The sequence below is a fragment of the Nitrosospira sp. Nsp13 genome, from assembly GCF_900101945.1.
In the GTDB taxonomy this organism is placed as follows: domain Bacteria; phylum Pseudomonadota; class Gammaproteobacteria; order Burkholderiales; family Nitrosomonadaceae; genus Nitrosospira; species Nitrosospira multiformis_D.
In genome coordinates, this window is record NZ_FMVD01000003.1 from 247,697 (window position 1) to 263,272 (window position 15,576).

Genomic DNA, 15,576 nt, shown 5'->3' on the forward strand with positions numbered 1-15,576 from the left:
AACTGCCTCGCAACCTTGCCTCACCATCATCTCGCGTCCTGATGGATTATCTGGGTTGAAATCTCTTTCTGTGCTTGCAATCAATGTGGTTTTAGCGCATAAAGCGGTTTTTATATTGAAAGCAGTATTTCATGAAGAGACCAGTCAGCCGGATTCTCGTCATCAACGATGAGAAACTGATATTAAAGGAACTTATCAAGGGGCTGAATGCGGCGGCTAAATCCCTGGAAAATCCGTTAGGTATCACTTTTGCCGGTGTTACCACCGCGCGCGAAGCACTGCAGGCAATCGAGCAGGATGGCGACATTCAATCGGTGGTAGTCGACGATACGCTCTATACCCTGAAAAACGGTGAAAAGGGATCGCGTAACTTGCAAATGACGGCGTTGACGCTGGTACAGAAAATCACCCGATTTCGTCCGGAATTGGACATCTATATCTTGATCGCACAGGAAAAAGAGGATGAAGTGGTGGATGCGCTCTTTTCCGAAACGGTGGACGGCTACTTTTACCGTGAGGAGCGTGATTATCGGGGGATGTACCGCATTCTCAATGCTCAGCTTCAGGAAAAAGCACGCACGCCGTTTTATGACCAGCTCAAAAGTTATGTGCTCATGGCAAAAGATGCCTGGCATACGCCGGGGCATTCTTCCGGTGACTCGCTCCGTGACAGTCCTTGGGCCAGTGATTTCTATCAGTTCATTGGTGAGCATATTTTTCGTGCGGACTTGTCGGTGTCGGTACCGATGCTTGATTCGCTGATGGAACCCTCCGGCGTGATTGCGGAGGCGCAGAAGATTGCGGCAAAGGCATTCGGGGCACGGCGTACCTTTTTTGCCACCAACGGTACTTCCACCGCGAACAAGGTGATATTCCAGACGTTGCTCGCTCCCGGCGAGAAGTTGTTGCTGGATCGGAATTGCCACAAGTCCGTGCATCACGGTGTCGTGTTGTCCGGTGCCCATCCGATTTATCTTGACTCGTCGGTCAACAAGAAATTCAGTGTTTATGGACCGGTGCCAAAGCAGACTTTATTCAACGCCATTGAAGAACATCCGGATGCACAGGCGCTCATACTCACCAGTTGTACGTACGATGGTCTGCGTTACGACTTGCCGCCCATCATCGAGGCCGCGCACGCCAAAGGAATCAAAGTGATCATTGATGAAGCCTGGTACGGATTTGCCCGTTTTCATCCGGCTTTTCGCCCAACCGCAATGGAAGCGGGCGCAGACTATGCTACCCAGAGTACGCATAAGGTACTGTCGGCTTTTTCTCAATCCAGCATGATTCATGTCAACGACCCCGGCTTCAAAGAGCATCTGTTTCGGGAGAACTTCAACATGCATACATCCACCAGTCCGCAATACAGCATGATTGCAAGCCTTGACGTGGCACGCAAGCAGGCGATGCTGGAAGGGTACAAACTGCTCTCCCGCACGCTGGAGCTGGCGAAGGAAGTGCGTACGCAAATCAATTCCACTGGGGTATTCCGGGTACTGGAGCTGCCTGATTTGCTGCCTGACGAAGTCAAGCATGACAATATTCAGCTTGATTCCACCAAGGTCACCGTTGACATTTCCCGCTGCGGCTTCACGGTGGAGGATTTAATCCGGGAATTGTTCGAGCGTTATAATATTCAGGTGGAAAAATCCACATTCAATACCCTGACGCTACTGCTTACCATCGGCACCACCCGCAGCAAGGTTTCGCGGCTCTACGATGCGCTGATGCGCATTGCGCGAGAAGGCCGCGCGCCCCGCCGGCTCTATCAGACTCCGGAAATTCCCGGTTTTACCGATCTGAGATATCTGCCGCGTGATGCATTCTACTGTGGGGGTGAACTGATGCCGCTGCTGGATGAGCAGGAAAGAGTAAACAACAATCTGGATGGCAGAATATGCGCGGATCAGATCACTCCTTATCCGCCCGGCATACCCGTGCTGGTGCCGGGACAAACCATCACGCAAGCGGTCGTACAATATCTGGTGAGCATGTTGCGTTCACAGAAACGTGTTGAAGTGCATGGGATCGTTTATGATGGGTACCTGCCGTGTTTGCGGCTGCTGACGGCCGCTGAGGAAAAAGGCTTGAAAAAGCTGGTTAAATAGGTAAAGATACAGATTGTGCAAGAAACAAACAGTTCACGGCGGCTCATGCCGCCGTGCTGCATTCTGGCGCTGGGAAAACATGTTTGTTTATAGGTGAGGTGTTTCCAGGATTATGAGCATCTTTCTAAATTGGAAATCCAAGTCAGTTTATTGCCAACCGGGTGCCGGCTCAGGGCACGCAAGAAATTTTTGCGCGGCACATATATTTACTGATATGCAATGACAGGGATGTAGTATCACCATAAAATTTGTATTTATAGAGACGCGCTTATGTCAAATTTGATGAACACCTACCTGCAGCTCCCCGTCACTTTTGCCCGAGGGGAGGGCGTATGGCTGTGGGACGAAACGGGGAAGCGTTATCTCGATGCGCTTGCGGGCGTTGCGGTATGTGGTCTGGGACATTGTCATCCAAAACTTGTCGCGGCGCTTTGCAAGCAGGCCGGGACGCTTATCCATACCTCCAATCTTTACCATATAGGCAGACAGGAACAACTGGCCAGCAGGCTGGCGGCATTGTCAGGTATGGACAACGCTTTTTTCTGCAATTCAGGCGCGGAGGCGAACGAAGCGGCGATCAAGCTGGCACGGCTTTATGGTCATGGCCGAAATATCGATCTGCCCACCATTATCGTAATGGAAAAATCCTTTCATGGACGCACCATGGCAACGTTGACCGCAAGCGGTAATCGCAAGGTGCAGGCTGGTTTCGAGCCATTGCTCACCGGTTTCGCGCGGGTACCCTACAATGATCTGGAAGCCGTGACGCAAGTGGGTGTGCACAACAAGAATATTGTCGCAATACTGGTTGAACCCTATCAGGGCGAGGGGGGGGTCAATGTGCCCCAGGCAAGCTACCTACAAGGTTTGCGTCATCTATGTGATCAGAACGGCTGGCTGCTGATGCTGGACGAGGTGCAATGCGGGATCGGCCGTAGCGGTAAATGGTTCGCCTTTCAACACAGCGGCATTATGCCTGATGTAATAACGCTGGCTAAAGGTTTAGGTTCGGGTGTCCCCATCGGTGCTTGTCTTGCGAAGGGTACCGCAGCGGAAGTATTCAAGCCCGGTAATCACGCCTCTACTTTCGGCGGTAATCCCCTGGTCTGTGCCGCTGCACTTACCACGCTTGAGGTAATCGAAGAAGATGATTTGCTGAGAAATGCGATGGAAGTGGGTGATTTCATGCGCAGTATGTTTAAAGCACAACTGGCCGGCTTGCCTGATGTCATACAAATCCGGGGACAGGGATTGATGATCGGTATCGAACTCTCCAAACCTTGCGGCGAGCTTGTGAAAGAAGCGTTAAAACGAGGACTGCTGATCAACGTGACCTCGGATAAGGTGGTGCGCCTGTTGCCGCCGCTCGTGATGCAACGGAGCGAGGCGGAGCAAGTGGTGGATACCTTGTCCGCGCTGGTGAAGGAATTCCTGATGGCATGACGGAGAATCAGAATCATGAAAAAGTGAAACATGAAGTCCTCAGTTCATGTTTCCGGCTTCGAAGGTCTCCATCCATGATTCAGGAATAATTATGCAGATCAATCATTTTTTACAGTTTAATGATTTCTCCCGGGAAGAATTCGAGTATCTGTTCGAGCGGGCGCGCTGGATCAAGCATGAGTTCAAGCAATACCGCCGGTACTGGCCATTGGAAGATCGTACCATGGCGATGATTTTCGACAAGCATTCGACTCGCACCCGCTTATCGTTCGAAGCGGGTATGCACCAACTGGGCGGTGCGGCGATCTATCTCTCCACCCGAGATACCCAGTTAGGGCGCGGCGAGCCAGTGGAAGATGCGGCGCGCGTCATTTCACGCATGGTGGATATTGTCATGATCCGTACCTATGAGCACGATATTATCAGGCGATTCGCCGCACATTCGCGAGTCCCGGTGATCAATGGACTGACTGACGAGTATCACCCCTGTCAAATCATGGGTGATATTTTTACGTTCATCGAACGATGTGGAAGCATTTCGGGCAAGACCGTGGCGTGGATCGGGGATTCCAACAATGTTTGCAACACCTGGCTTCAGGCGGCGGAAGTATTCGATTTCAACGTACACGTCTCGACCCCACCTGGTTATGAAGTCGAGCCGGAACGAGCCGGGCTTTATGGAACCGGTCACTATGAGGAATTCGCCGATCCACATGATGCTGTAAAAGATGCCGACCTTGTCACCACGGACGTTTGGACCAGTATGGGTTTCGAAGCCGAAACCGAAGAGCGGAAAAAAGACTTTGCCAATTTTCGCGTGGATGCTGAAATGATGTCCTGTGCCAAGAAAGAAACTTTGTTCATGCATTGCCTGCCGGCACATCGGGGCGAAGAAGTGGCTGCGGAAGTCATTGATGGTCCGCAGTCGATCGTATGGGAAGAAGCTGAGAATCGCCTGCACACACAAAAGGCATTAATGGAATATTTGTTGTTGGGAAGATTAAGCGGTGCTTCTGCTAATTCCAAATTCTAGCGTTATGCTTTGTAATCAATCGGATTCATAAAAGCGATGGATCTAAGCAATGGATCTTTATGTCAGGCGTATTTTTACGCTTAATCAATAGTGAAGCACACCCTGGCAGTTTGCCGGAGTTGAATTAAAGTGCCAAGGCCCGCAGAGTTATACTCCAAGAGTCCTGAAGTACAGCAATTGAGAACGATTCCGAGAATTTTTACCCATGAGTCAAGCATGAAAAAAATTAAGAATAGTGGTGCACCCAAGGTTAACAAGGTCGTTTTAGCCTTTTCTGGCGGACTTGATACCTCGGTGATTCTGAAATGGCTGCAAGATACCTACCAGTGTGAAATTGTTACTTTCACCGCGGACATCGGCCAAGGGGGGGAAGTAGAGCCTGCGCGCGCAAAGGCAAAACAGCTGGGAGTGAAGGAAATTTTCATCGACGATCTGCGCGAGGAATTCGTGCGCGATTTTGTTTTTCCCATGTTCCGCGCCAACACTGTGTATGAGGGAGAGTACCTGCTCGGTACCAGTATTGCCCGCCCGCTGATTGCCAAGCGGCAAATTGAAATTGCGCGTAAAACCGGAGCAGACGCAGTTTCGCATGGTGCAACGGGCAAGGGTAACGACCAGGTGCGCTTCGAACTCGGCTACTACGCGCTCCAACCCGATATCCGCGTGATCGCGCCATGGCGTGAATGGGATCTTACCTCCCGGGAGAAGCTTCTGAACTATGCGGAACAGCATGGCATCCCGGTGGAAATGAAGAAAAAGGGTGGCTCTCCTTACAGTATGGACGCCAATCTGCTGCATATCTCCTATGAGGGCCGTATTCTGGAAGATCCTGCACAGGAGCCGGAAGAATCGATGTGGCGTTGGAGCGTCTCGCCAGAGAAGGCGCCCAGCGAGGCGGAATACCTCGATCTGGAGTTCAAGCAAGGCGATATCATCGCCTTGAATGGGAAAAAGCTCTCTCCCGCGCGCGTGCTCGCCAAACTCAATCAATTAGGCGGCAAGCATGGGATCGGACGCTTGGATCTGGTCGAAAACCGCTATGTCGGCATGAAATCCCGCGGCTGTTACGAGACCCCCGGCGGTACTATAATGCTGCGTGCTCATCGCGCCATTGAATCCATTACCCTCGACCGGGAGGTGGCGCATTTGAAGGATGAGTTGATGCCACGTTATGCTGCCCTGATTTACAACGGCTACTGGTGGAGTCCGGAGCGCAGAATGGTGCAAACCATGATTGATGCATCCCAAAGCCATGTAAACGGTTGGGTGCGAGTGAAACTCTACAAAGGTAATGTGATCGTAGTTGGACGAGACTCCAAAACGGACTCATTGTTTGATCCGCGCATTGCCACCTTCGAGGAAGATAAGGGCGCCTACAACCAGGCCGATGCGGCGGGATTCATCAAGTTGAATGCGCTACGCATGCGTATTGCGGAAAATTTGAAAAGCAGAAAATAATTAGCGGCTTACGATTTGGTTTTGCCTTCGGGGTCAAGCATGCTGCCATGGGTAATTGAAGGAGTGCGTTGGTGCCATCATTCGACATTGTTTCAGAAGTGGACAAACAGGAAATCAGAAACGCGATCGACCAAGTGAATAAGGAGGTCGGCACGCGTTTTGATTTCAAGGGGTCCGATGCGCGTGTAGAGCAGACGGACTATACGCTTACTATTTATGCTGATGATGAATTCAAGCTGAGCCAGGTACTGGACATTCTGATGTCCAAGCTCGCGAAGCGCGGTGTAGACGTGCGCTGCCTGGACAAGGGGGAGGTAGAAAAAGTCAGCGGCAATAAAGCTAAACAGCAAGTCACGGTTAAAACCGGGGTGGAAAGCGATCTGGCAAAAAAGATTATCAGGCTTATCAAGGACAGCAAACTCAAGGTACAGGGCAGCATTCAGGGTGAGGCAGTGCGTATTTCAGGCGCGAAGCGCGATACCTTGCAAGAAGCAATACAACTAATAAAGAAGTCGATCACGGAATTTCCGCTGCAATTTCAGAATTTCCGTGAATAACTTACAAGTTTATTCTGCACCAGAATAGTTTGCTATATCAGGCTGGAAATCCATTTTCCGTATAAGCGATGGGCGATCTGATTGAGTGCTGACACCCGGTTGAGCAGATCCGTTTGTATAGCCGCTGCCGATTGCACCGCCGGTCCGGAACTGCCGGCAATTTCGTCAGCACCTATTTCGCACCAAGCTTTTACCATGTCTTCAGTCATTTCGACATGGCACTGCATTCCCAAGTGCATATTCAACGCGAATGCCTGATTTTTGCAATAGGGGCTGGAAAGCAGGCAAGTCGCGCCGTCGGGAAGCGTAAAGGTTTCACCATGCCAGTGGAACGACTCGAATCTGGATGCTTCTCCGAACCATTCGCGGGCAACAGCGTTATCCGCGACGCTGACCTCGCCCCACCCGATTTCCTTGATCGGGCTTTTGCTTACCGTGCCGCCCAGTGCCTTTGACATCAATTGCCCGCCAAGGCAGTGGCCCAATACCGGGATATCGTTCGCTACCGCTTGCCGGATGAGTGCAAGTACCGGTGCAATCCAAGGTAGATCGTCGTTCACGCTCATGGGACCCCCCATGAATACCAGTCCACGGAACTGATTTGCGTTCACCGGAAGCGTCTCATCGGCATCGATCTTCACGAGCCGCCATGGAATGGAATGTGAATCAAGAAACGTAGTGAAATACCCCGGACCTTCAGTGGGGAATTGCCTGAAGATGGCAACGGGTTTCATGGGAGTGCGCTCGTTCGTTATCCGCTGTGATACATGCGTAAAGAAAGTGACGGTTGAACCGCCAGGAAAGAAATACGGCGACAGGGTGCTGCTGGTTTTTCGTCAGGCAGTGCGGCAGCGTATCTGCTACCGGCGGGGACGCCATGGTGCGATATCTGCTTCAGCGATGACCCTTTGTCCGGTAACGCTCGTATTATTGAAATCTGCTCGTTCATGAGCGCCAACCAGGTACTTTCCCGTCTCCACCTGGATCTCGACCTGTCCGCTCGCGACGGCGACGCTGCCGCCATCCGTTCGCTTGCTGACACTAAAGCGCGTGCCGATATCTCTTATATAGGTGGTACCCACCTTTACCTGCAGTTTGCCGACGTCATGACCCTTGACGTCGAAATAAGCGTTGCCCCGCAGTAATTCGACGCGTGGAGGTTCAGTGTTGGTGATTGTTACGGTGCTGTCGGCATCCAGGCTGATATCGATATCGGGCGTCGCAGCGAAGGTCATGCGTTCTCCCGGCACGGTTTCATGCAAGCGCGTTGCTGTGGGTTTGGCGATAAGCCATGACACAAGGCCCAGAAACAGGGCCGCGGCGACAATTGAAAGATTTATCAGAAAGCGGCGCCAACCGCGAAACCGCATTACGACAGGCATAGAGTCATGGCCGCCGAGGTCGCAAATTGCTTGCCAGGAATCAGGCAGACAACGATCGAATTTCCAGCAAGCGATGTTCTGATTCTAGCCATGCCTAGCGGTTGCTACTGTAGCGACGGATCGGTAACAAATCCGATTCGTACCAGTCCGGCTTTCGCCGCAATAGACATAACCCTTGCCACATACTCGTAGTGAACATGTTTGTCGGCACGGATGTGGAGTTCGACATTGGGGTCTTGTTTTGCCGTTGCGGCGAAACGCGGTGCGAGTTGATCCATCGTCACGGGTTCACCATTCCAATAGAGGCTTGCATCGTCTCGAAGACCAAATTCGATATGCTCCGGTTTAGTGATATTCGGACTACTCGATGCCTTGGGCAGATCCACTTTAACCGAATGTGTAAGCAATGGCGCGGTAATGATAAAGATTACCAACAGTACCAGCATCACATCCACCAGCGGCACGACATTAATCTCGGTCATTGGTGCCTGGCGGCTACCGCCATTCATGCTGCCAAATGCCATTACAACCTCCTTTCACTGGGGGTAATCATGGGGGCAACTACGCGCAGTTGACGCTCATCTCCTGCGGAGCTATTCGTTTTGGCTCCAACGGCGATCAATACGAACAAATCATGCGCGAAGGCATCAAGACGCGCCAGCCATATCCGGTTGCGCCGCACAAATGTATTGTAGGCCAATACCGCCGGAATCGCCACAGCCAATCCCAGCGCCGTCATGATTAACGCTTCGCCCACCGGACCAGCTACTTTGTCCAGGGTACCCTGACCGGAAAGTCCGATTTGTACCAACGCGTGGTAAATGCCCCATACCGTGCCGAATAGACCGATATAGGGAGCTGCCGAACCCGCCGAGGCAATCACCGTAAGACCGTTCTCGACGCGGGTCGCTTCCTGATCAAGGCCATTGCGCAGTACGCGTGTAATGAACTCGCTTGCTCCGCCCGCTGCAGCCAGTTTCTGCAAGCCGTGTTTTTCGGAGTCAACCGCGGCATTCATCGCAAGCTGCGCAAGTTGGGCAAATGCATTATTGTCGGAGCCTTCTTTCAAGGTCGAATTTACCTCTTGCAATGAACTGGCGCTCCAAAAGCGCTTGAGAAAAGCGTCGGCGTGCCGTCCCGTCAGATAGTTGGAAATACTCTTGGTGAGTATGAGGTACCAGCTTGCCACCGAAAGTGCCAGCAGTAGTACCAGTACGCTGATACCGACGCCATCTACCTGGGCGAGAAAGTGTGAGAATCCGAGTCCTTGTTCCATTAGATCAATCTCCTTGCAGTACAAAGTTAAAGGGTTGCAGCGCAATGGCTCTTACCGGCTGGCCATTACGCTGGGGCGGCGTACAGCGCCAGGTCTTTACCGCAGCCAGGGCGGCCTCATCCAGACGTTTGAAACCGCTGCTATTGATGATCTGCGCCACACTAATGCGACCGATCTCATCCAGCTCGACCCGTAGCACCAGTTTTCCTTCTTCGCCAAGCCGGCGTGAAAGAGATGGGTAGGCAGGTGCATTCAATTCCGGGCATGCGACCGATAGCTCCGAGGAAAGCGTGACCGGGCCGGCCGCCATCTGTGGACGGGGCGCTACGGCTACCGGTTCCGGAACTGGCTCCGGCTCTGGTTCTGGCGCAGTGGGCGGTGCCACCGGCTCGCTGGGGGCCAATACCGGCGCTTCCGCTACCAATTGGCGTGATTGCGGCGGTTTCTTTACCGGTTGAGGCTTGGGTGGGGGCGGCTCGGCTTTGGGCTCTTCCTTCGGCCTGGTTGCCGGAATAAAATTAACGATCAGCGTCGCTAATTGCTCCGGTGGGGGAATCAACTGCTGCTTAAACAGAAAATACAATAACGCACCATGCGCGGCAAGAACAAACATCAGGCCGGGTAAAAAAGCAGGATTACGCTTGATTATCATGCGTTCAATGCCCGGAGCCAGGCACAGCATTGCGAGCTATCCAGTCCTCAAAAAACTTCTTGCTGACCAGACCAGTCTTGGCTTCACGTTGATGCTTTCGATCGTAAAAATACGTACGCGGCACTTCGCCATACCAGCGGCGATCAATTTCAAAACGCAAGCGTTCTGGCATGTCCTCCGCAAAAACCCACTGTTCGGCCTTGTTCATTCCATAGCTTTCTGTTCGCGCGATAAGCTGTGGTGTATCACTCACTGAATCAGTGGCAATGAGAACGACATCCAGTGCCGGGTGGCTGCGCTTGAGTTCACTCAGCATCTTCAATTCAGTTGGACAATATTGACAGTCAAGCGACCAGAACACGAGGATGAAAGGCTTATCTTCGCGAGCGCCAAGAACTTTCTCAAGACTTCCCAGTGTGAATGGACGAACGCTTTCAGCTGCACTGCTAGCGTTCATGAAGGTGAGTGCCAATACGAGAAGCAGCCCCCCCATCACGGGGCGATGCTGGGTGCGGGCCATGATGCCTAAGTCGCCGGCTCGCAACGAGCAGATAACAGTTATGGACTTGAAGATATTGAACATTAAGTAATGTAAATCTAATTAAGAATCAGTCGCACTTGTAATATTTTACCACTTAATTTGCACATTGCGCAGCATGCAGGGTATTGAGAATATTTTTTTGTTACATTACAGGTCTGTTCGTCGGCAGTTCTCAATTAAACCGGGAAAGGGAATGATAGGCGTGAGATTTGCGTATCACAATGCGGCAAATTGTCGCAGTTAGAATCGGTTAAATTATGATGACAATTTTGTGCCTGAAATTCCCCTGGTTAGATCTTCTATTTCATATATCCGGACAGCTATGCTTTCCATCATTGAACGGAATCAACCAAAGCTGATTCAAACAGTTTGCAGTGCTGATTAATTAGTGTTCGGTCTCTTCTTTAGTAAATTCTTTCGGAAACCAGAAAAAATTTGCTAACATTATTGGCGGTATATGCTGTTTTTCTACCATTTTTTTCATCTACTTATAGGCAAATTGTCCTGGCTACTCAACAGGAATTTTCAAATTTTCTGGCCGAAGTCGAGCGACGCGCCTATAAACAGGCATTATTTGCGGTACGCGATGAACATGTGGCGCTGGATATTGTCCAGGACTCCATGACGAAGCTCATTGAGAAGTATGCCGCCAAGCCAACAGAAGAGCTGCCGCTTCTGTTTCAGCGTATCCTGCAAAATACCATACGGGATTTTTACCGGCGGCAGAAAACCCGTTCCTTGTGGACCACACTTTTTTCATCTTTCACACCTAAGCAGGAAAAGGATGACGAAGACTATGACTTCCTGGAAACTTTACGGGTAAAAGGAAAGTCGGATTTTGATGATCCTCATGCGCAATTGGAGCAAGCACAACTTGTCAGTTTGATTGAGAAGGCCATTGAAACCCTTCCGGCGCGTCAACGGGAAGCCTTCCTGCTGCGTTACTGGGAGGAAATGGATGTTACGGAAACTGCAACGATTATGGGATGCTCTGAAGGAAGCGTGAAAACTCATTGCTCGCGTGCAACTCATGCTCTTGCTACTATATTAAGAAAAGAAGGAATTGATCTATGAATGAACCGGAGTTGGGGAGAAGAGTTGCGCGGCTGCTGGACCATGGTCTGGATGATATCAAGCAGAGCACGCTGAATCAGCTGCAATCGGCACGCAGAGCCGCTCTTGAGAATTATCATATGGCCGAGGAAATCGTCACGGCCGGTCACGGTGTTTCCGCGCGAGGCGGACATGACTCGCACGTTAAAACGAGAAAATTGCTATCCTTGGTAACTTTGATATTCGTTCTTTTAAGTGTGATTTATTGGCAGACGCTACAGCAGAACGATGAAAACGAGGAAATTGACATAATGTTGCTAGTTGATGACCTCCCAATCAACGCCTATCTCAACGACGAGTTTGATGCATGGCTAGATCGCCCCTAGCGGTAGCGTTCTGGCTATGCATGTCGCTTTCAGCTCCTGCACTATCTGAATCCAGTCAGCCTGTCTGGAATGGATTGAATCCTCAGCAGCGGGAAGTTCTCGCTCCGCTTGCGCAAGAGTGGGATAGTATGGACGCCACAAAAAAAAAGAAATGGCTGGGCATTGCTAAACGCTATCCAGGAATGACGCCTTCCGAGCAGCATCGCACGCAGTTGCAGATGCGCGATTGGTATTCGCTGACCCCTGAGCAGCGTGAGCTGGTGCGTGAAAAGTACAAAACAATCAAAAAGCTGCCACCCGACAAGCGCCAGGAAATAAAGCAGAAATGGCGAGATTATGAGCAGATTCCCGAAGATCAGCGAGGCGGCAAATAGTCTGCTTAGCGCGTTATTCTGGTAATAAATGAAAATTTCCGCACCTGGATTCTGGCGGCGGCTGGTGAGTATGATTTATGAGTCGCTGCTCTTGCTCGCGATTCTGCTTATCGCCGGCTTCGTTTTTCATCTTATCTTTCGCGACACCGGTTCCATTTTTTTCAGACCTGCATTTCAGCTTTATCTGCTGCTGGTGGCAGGCACTTATTTTTCCTGGTACTGGACCCATGGTGGGCAAACGCTGCCCATGCAAACCTGGAAATTTCGTGTTATCAGCGCTGATGGTAATCAGCTTTCGTTAAAGCAGGCAATTGCACGCTATTTATTTGCGGTGATCGGCATTTTTTTCTTTGGTTGCGGAATACTCTGGGCATTATTTGACCGTAATCATCAGTTTCTGCATGACAGGCTGGCAGGTACCCAAATCGTAAAATTGGAGGATAGCGTATGAATTCGAGGCCACCTCTGATAAGCGAGGCTATCTTTGAATCTCACGCGTGTCAGACAGCATGGCTCCACAGAGACTTATTTCGGTTACCCTTAGGCGGTACCGCCTACTGTCAGGCCATCTATACGTAGTGTTGGCTGACCTACTCCTACCGGTACACTTTGCCCTTCCTTTCCACAGGTACCCACGCCAGGATCGAGCGCCATGTCATTGCCTATCATTGAAACTCGCGTAAGCACATCGGGGCCATTACCGATCAAAGTCGCGCCTTTCACCGGATAAGAAATTTTTCCATCTTCGATCATATAGGCTTCCGCAGCGGAGAAGACAAATTTTCCGCTTGTGATATCCACTTGTCCACCGCCGAAATTCACCGCATACAGACCATGCTTCACTGAAGCAATAATCTCCTCGGGGCTTTTGTCGCCGTTCAGCATATAGGTATTTGTCATGCGTGGCATGGGGATATGGGCGAATGATTCGCGCCGCCCATTGCCTGTGACAGGCACATTCATCAGTCGCGCATTCAGGCTGTCCTGCAAGTAGCCCTTGAGTATTCCGTTCTCGATCAGCACGGTGCATTGAGTGGGGTTTCCCTCATCATCGATATTCAGCGACCCACGCCGCCGCGCAATCGTGCCGTCGTCCACCACAGTCACGCCGGTGGCTGCGACGCGTTCGCCGATCCGGCCGGAAAATGCCGAACTGCCCTTGCGGTTAAAGTCGCCTTCCAATCCATGCCCGATGGCCTCATGCAGCAATATTCCCGGCCAGCCTGCGCCAAGTACCACCGTCATGGTTCCAGCAGGAGCGGGTTTTGCAGCCAGATTAATGAGGGCCTGATGCACCGCCTTCGCCGCATAATCCCGCAGCACGTCGTCAGTGAAATAAGCGTAGTCGAAGCGTCCGCCCCCACCGGCCATGCCTTGTTCGCGATTGCCATTTTCCTCGGCAATGACTTGTAACGAGATTCTTACCAGGGGCCGCACATCCGCCGCCACAACGCCATCACTGCGCGCTACCAGTACCACTTCATATTCTCCGCCAAGAGATGCCATGACCTGGATAACACGCTTGTCAATGGCGCGGGCATAACCCTCAAGCTTTTCGAGCAACGCCACCTTGTCCGTATCTTTAAGGCTTGCGATTGGATCCTGAGGCAGATAAAGCTCTCGTCCTACGCTGCGTCTGACTGCCTGCACCGATTGTGTCGTCCCCTGCCGGGCAATGGCACGGGTAGCCTGTGCCGCCGAGGCAAGCGCGGGCATACTGATGTCGTCAGAGTAGGCAAACGCGGTTTTATCACCGCTCACCGCGCGTACGCCCACGCCCTGATCGATGTTGAAACTGCCTGACTTGACGATGCCTTCTTCCAAAGCCCAGCCCTCCGCGCGGCTATACTGGAAATACAGGTCGGCGTAGTCGACATGATGCGCAAGCATTTGCCCAAACACCTGCTGTAATCCGGCTGTATCGATCTCGTGGGGAGCGAGAAGACAACTGTTGGCAGTGGCAAAGAGATCATTGGGCTGGGTGACGGTTTCTGTGATCATGGCGTGTCCCGGGTCAGGAAAAATCATCGGTGAGAGATTAGCAGTGATATAGAGTGCGGTGTTTCAATGCGGGGAGACTATTGCGCAGGCTTGCCTGATATTCTCGATTGATATTTGCAATGACTACGCCGGATCCGCGAGGGAGGCGATCAAGCACGACTCCCCATGGATCAACAATCATGGTGTCACCGTGCGTTTCCCGGCCATTAACATGATAGCCTCCCTGAGCGGGCGCAACAACATAGGCAAGATTTTCAATGGCGCGGGCACGAATTAATGTTTCCCAATGCGCCTTGCCGGTGGTTGCAGTGAAAGCTGCCGGGGCAAAAATGATGTCCACCTTTCCCATTGAACGATAAAGCTCCGGAAAGCGCAGATCATAGCAAATGGAAAGACCGATGCGGCCGAACGGTGACTCCAGGGCAACCACTCCGCAACCCGCCTCGATAGTTTCCTCCTCGGCATAGCGTTCATTGCCAAGTTCAAGACCGAATAGGTGTATTTTGTCATAACGTGCCACTTGCTTGCCTTTATCGTCATAAACCAGGCAACTGTTCCGTACCTTGTCGGGCCTGGAGGACGCCAATGGTACGGAACCGCCTACCAGCCACATACCGAGGCGTTTAGCGGTCTGGCTCAGAAATTCCTGTATCGGCCCATGATTATCCTGCTCGCGCGCCGCGACTTTATCGGCATCCTGCATTCCCATAATACAAAAGTATTCCGGCAATGCCGCCAGTTTTGCTCCCTGGGAGGCGGCCATATCAAGCAGTCGCGCAGCCTCCTCCAGATTGCCGGATACATTGGGCCCTGCCGCCATCTGAATGGCGGCAATGCGAATAGAACCATCGTGTGCTTTTCCCGGCGCGGATGCAGTACGAATGGCTAGATTATCGAGCATTATCTACGTACCTGATTTCCATGAGCGGCAAAAATAAGTCCTCGCGTTATTCGAACGCCAGCCGGATCAACCGCGGAATCGCTGCGGTCATATATTCCGGTAGCAAGTGAACCATCACTCGCACAGCGTAAGATACGGTTGCACCATGTAAGGCGCACTTAACCAAGCTTCCATCCCTCTGAAGAGGGCAGCACCTGTGATGAATCCAACCGTAAGAAACAGAGTAACTCAAAAGAATGTCTTAATAAACCCTTTAAGCGCAATACCGTTGACACGCGAGGCTTGTATTTTGCGATTGAAGGTTCGCAGTATGAGTCATTTTACCAATTCGTGTTGATGATAAAGGGGATTTCAAATCCGCCCTGGTAGCAATTTCGCCCTGGAGGATGAAAGAAGATGAGGTGACAC

At 51.6% G+C, this 15,576-nt stretch carries 17 protein-coding genes; 9 read left to right on the forward strand and 8 right to left on the reverse strand.

All coding sequences use genetic code 11. From position 1 onward, the window contains the following. Window positions 1-131 precede the first annotated feature (131 nt). The 5 genes from BLO43_RS06000 (at window position 132) to BLO43_RS06020 (ending at window position 6,602) form a co-directional block, all read left to right on the forward strand. Window positions 132-2,111, forward strand: a complete 1,980-nt coding sequence (locus BLO43_RS06000) for an aminotransferase class I/II-fold pyridoxal phosphate-dependent enzyme (protein ID WP_090906272.1) — start codon at window positions 132-134, stop codon at window positions 2,109-2,111. A gap of 270 nt (window positions 2,112-2,381) precedes the next feature. Beyond that, the gene (locus BLO43_RS06005) at window positions 2,382-3,554 is read left to right on the forward strand and encodes an aspartate aminotransferase family protein (RefSeq protein WP_090906273.1); all 1,173 of its coding nucleotides are present in this window, start codon (window positions 2,382-2,384) and stop codon (window positions 3,552-3,554) included. A 91-nt stretch (window positions 3,555-3,645) separates the two neighbouring features. After that, window positions 3,646-4,587, forward strand: a complete 942-nt coding sequence (argF, locus tag BLO43_RS06010) for an ornithine carbamoyltransferase (RefSeq protein ID WP_090906274.1) — start codon at window positions 3,646-3,648, stop codon at window positions 4,585-4,587. A gap of 216 nt (window positions 4,588-4,803) precedes the next feature. Then, the gene (locus BLO43_RS06015; protein WP_090906275.1) at window positions 4,804-6,045 is read left to right on the forward strand and encodes an argininosuccinate synthase; all 1,242 of its coding nucleotides are present in this window, start codon (window positions 4,804-4,806) and stop codon (window positions 6,043-6,045) included. A gap of 71 nt (window positions 6,046-6,116) precedes the next feature. Beyond that, entirely contained in the window at window positions 6,117-6,602 is a 486-nt protein-coding gene (locus tag BLO43_RS06020) for a YajQ family cyclic di-GMP-binding protein (RefSeq protein WP_090906276.1), read from the forward strand. A 32-nt stretch (window positions 6,603-6,634) separates the two neighbouring features. Here BLO43_RS06020 and BLO43_RS06025 read toward each other — a convergent pair whose 3' ends face one another. The 6 genes from BLO43_RS06025 to BLO43_RS06050 all read right to left on the reverse strand — a co-directional run bounded on the left by BLO43_RS06025 (window position 6,635) and on the right by BLO43_RS06050 (window position 10,432). Beyond that, window positions 6,635-7,336 carry a type 1 glutamine amidotransferase gene (locus BLO43_RS06025; protein ID WP_175443874.1) on the reverse strand — a complete coding sequence of 234 codons (702 nt, stop codon included), beginning with the start codon at window positions 7,334-7,336 and terminating at the stop codon, window positions 6,635-6,637. Between the two features lie 126 nt (window positions 7,337-7,462). Continuing rightward, window positions 7,463-7,984 carry a FecR domain-containing protein gene (locus tag BLO43_RS06030; protein ID WP_090906277.1) on the reverse strand — a complete coding sequence of 174 codons (522 nt, stop codon included), beginning with the start codon at window positions 7,982-7,984 and terminating at the stop codon, window positions 7,463-7,465. Between the two features lie 104 nt (window positions 7,985-8,088). Then, window positions 8,089-8,508, reverse strand: coding sequence for an ExbD/TolR family protein (locus BLO43_RS06035; RefSeq protein WP_090906278.1), 420 nt, complete (start codon window positions 8,506-8,508; stop codon window positions 8,089-8,091). Then, on the reverse strand, window positions 8,508-9,260 hold the full coding sequence (locus tag BLO43_RS06040) for a MotA/TolQ/ExbB proton channel family protein (protein ID WP_090906279.1): 753 nt from the start codon (window positions 9,258-9,260) through the stop codon (window positions 8,508-8,510). The genes BLO43_RS06035 and BLO43_RS06040 overlap by 1 nt, the downstream gene beginning before the upstream one ends. Window positions 9,261-9,264: 4 nt before the next feature. Then, window positions 9,265-9,912: an energy transducer TonB gene (locus BLO43_RS06045; protein WP_090906326.1), complete on the reverse strand. Its 648-nt coding sequence runs from the start codon at window positions 9,910-9,912 to the stop codon at window positions 9,265-9,267. 4 nt (window positions 9,913-9,916) lie between these two features. After that, window positions 9,917-10,432, reverse strand: coding sequence for a TlpA family protein disulfide reductase (locus tag BLO43_RS06050; RefSeq protein ID WP_090906327.1), 516 nt, complete (start codon window positions 10,430-10,432; stop codon window positions 9,917-9,919). A 525-nt stretch (window positions 10,433-10,957) separates the two neighbouring features. Between BLO43_RS06050 and BLO43_RS06055 the strand changes: the two genes are divergently transcribed. From BLO43_RS06055 to BLO43_RS06070, 4 genes are read left to right on the forward strand one after another with little or no spacing between them, the layout of a single operon-like run. Further along, window positions 10,958-11,527: an RNA polymerase sigma factor gene (locus BLO43_RS06055; RefSeq protein ID WP_074634172.1), complete on the forward strand. Its 570-nt coding sequence runs from the start codon at window positions 10,958-10,960 to the stop codon at window positions 11,525-11,527. Next, window positions 11,524-11,892 (forward strand): DUF3619 family protein, encoded by a 369-nt coding sequence (locus BLO43_RS06060; protein WP_090906280.1) that lies wholly within the window; start codon window positions 11,524-11,526, stop codon window positions 11,890-11,892. The genes BLO43_RS06055 and BLO43_RS06060 overlap by 4 nt, the downstream gene beginning before the upstream one ends. Beyond that, a complete protein-coding gene (locus BLO43_RS06065) occupies window positions 11,874-12,266 on the forward strand; it encodes a DUF3106 domain-containing protein (RefSeq protein ID WP_254773361.1) in 393 nt (130 codons plus the stop codon). The genes BLO43_RS06060 and BLO43_RS06065 overlap by 19 nt, the downstream gene beginning before the upstream one ends. A gap of 28 nt (window positions 12,267-12,294) precedes the next feature. Continuing rightward, window positions 12,295-12,717, forward strand: coding sequence for an RDD family protein (locus tag BLO43_RS06070; RefSeq protein WP_074631649.1), 423 nt, complete (start codon window positions 12,295-12,297; stop codon window positions 12,715-12,717). 89 nt (window positions 12,718-12,806) lie between these two features. On the opposite strand, the gene tldD is transcribed toward BLO43_RS06070, so the two are convergent. Together tldD and BLO43_RS06080 are read right to left on the reverse strand one after the other, a co-directional pair. Next, a complete protein-coding gene (gene tldD, locus BLO43_RS06075) occupies window positions 12,807-14,267 on the reverse strand; it encodes a metalloprotease TldD (protein ID WP_090906282.1) in 1,461 nt (486 codons plus the stop codon). A 37-nt stretch (window positions 14,268-14,304) separates the two neighbouring features. Then, complete coding sequence (locus BLO43_RS06080) at window positions 14,305-15,168, reverse strand: carbon-nitrogen hydrolase family protein (RefSeq protein ID WP_074631650.1); 864 nt, start codon at window positions 15,166-15,168, stop codon at window positions 14,305-14,307. Window positions 15,169-15,576 lie beyond the last annotated feature (408 nt).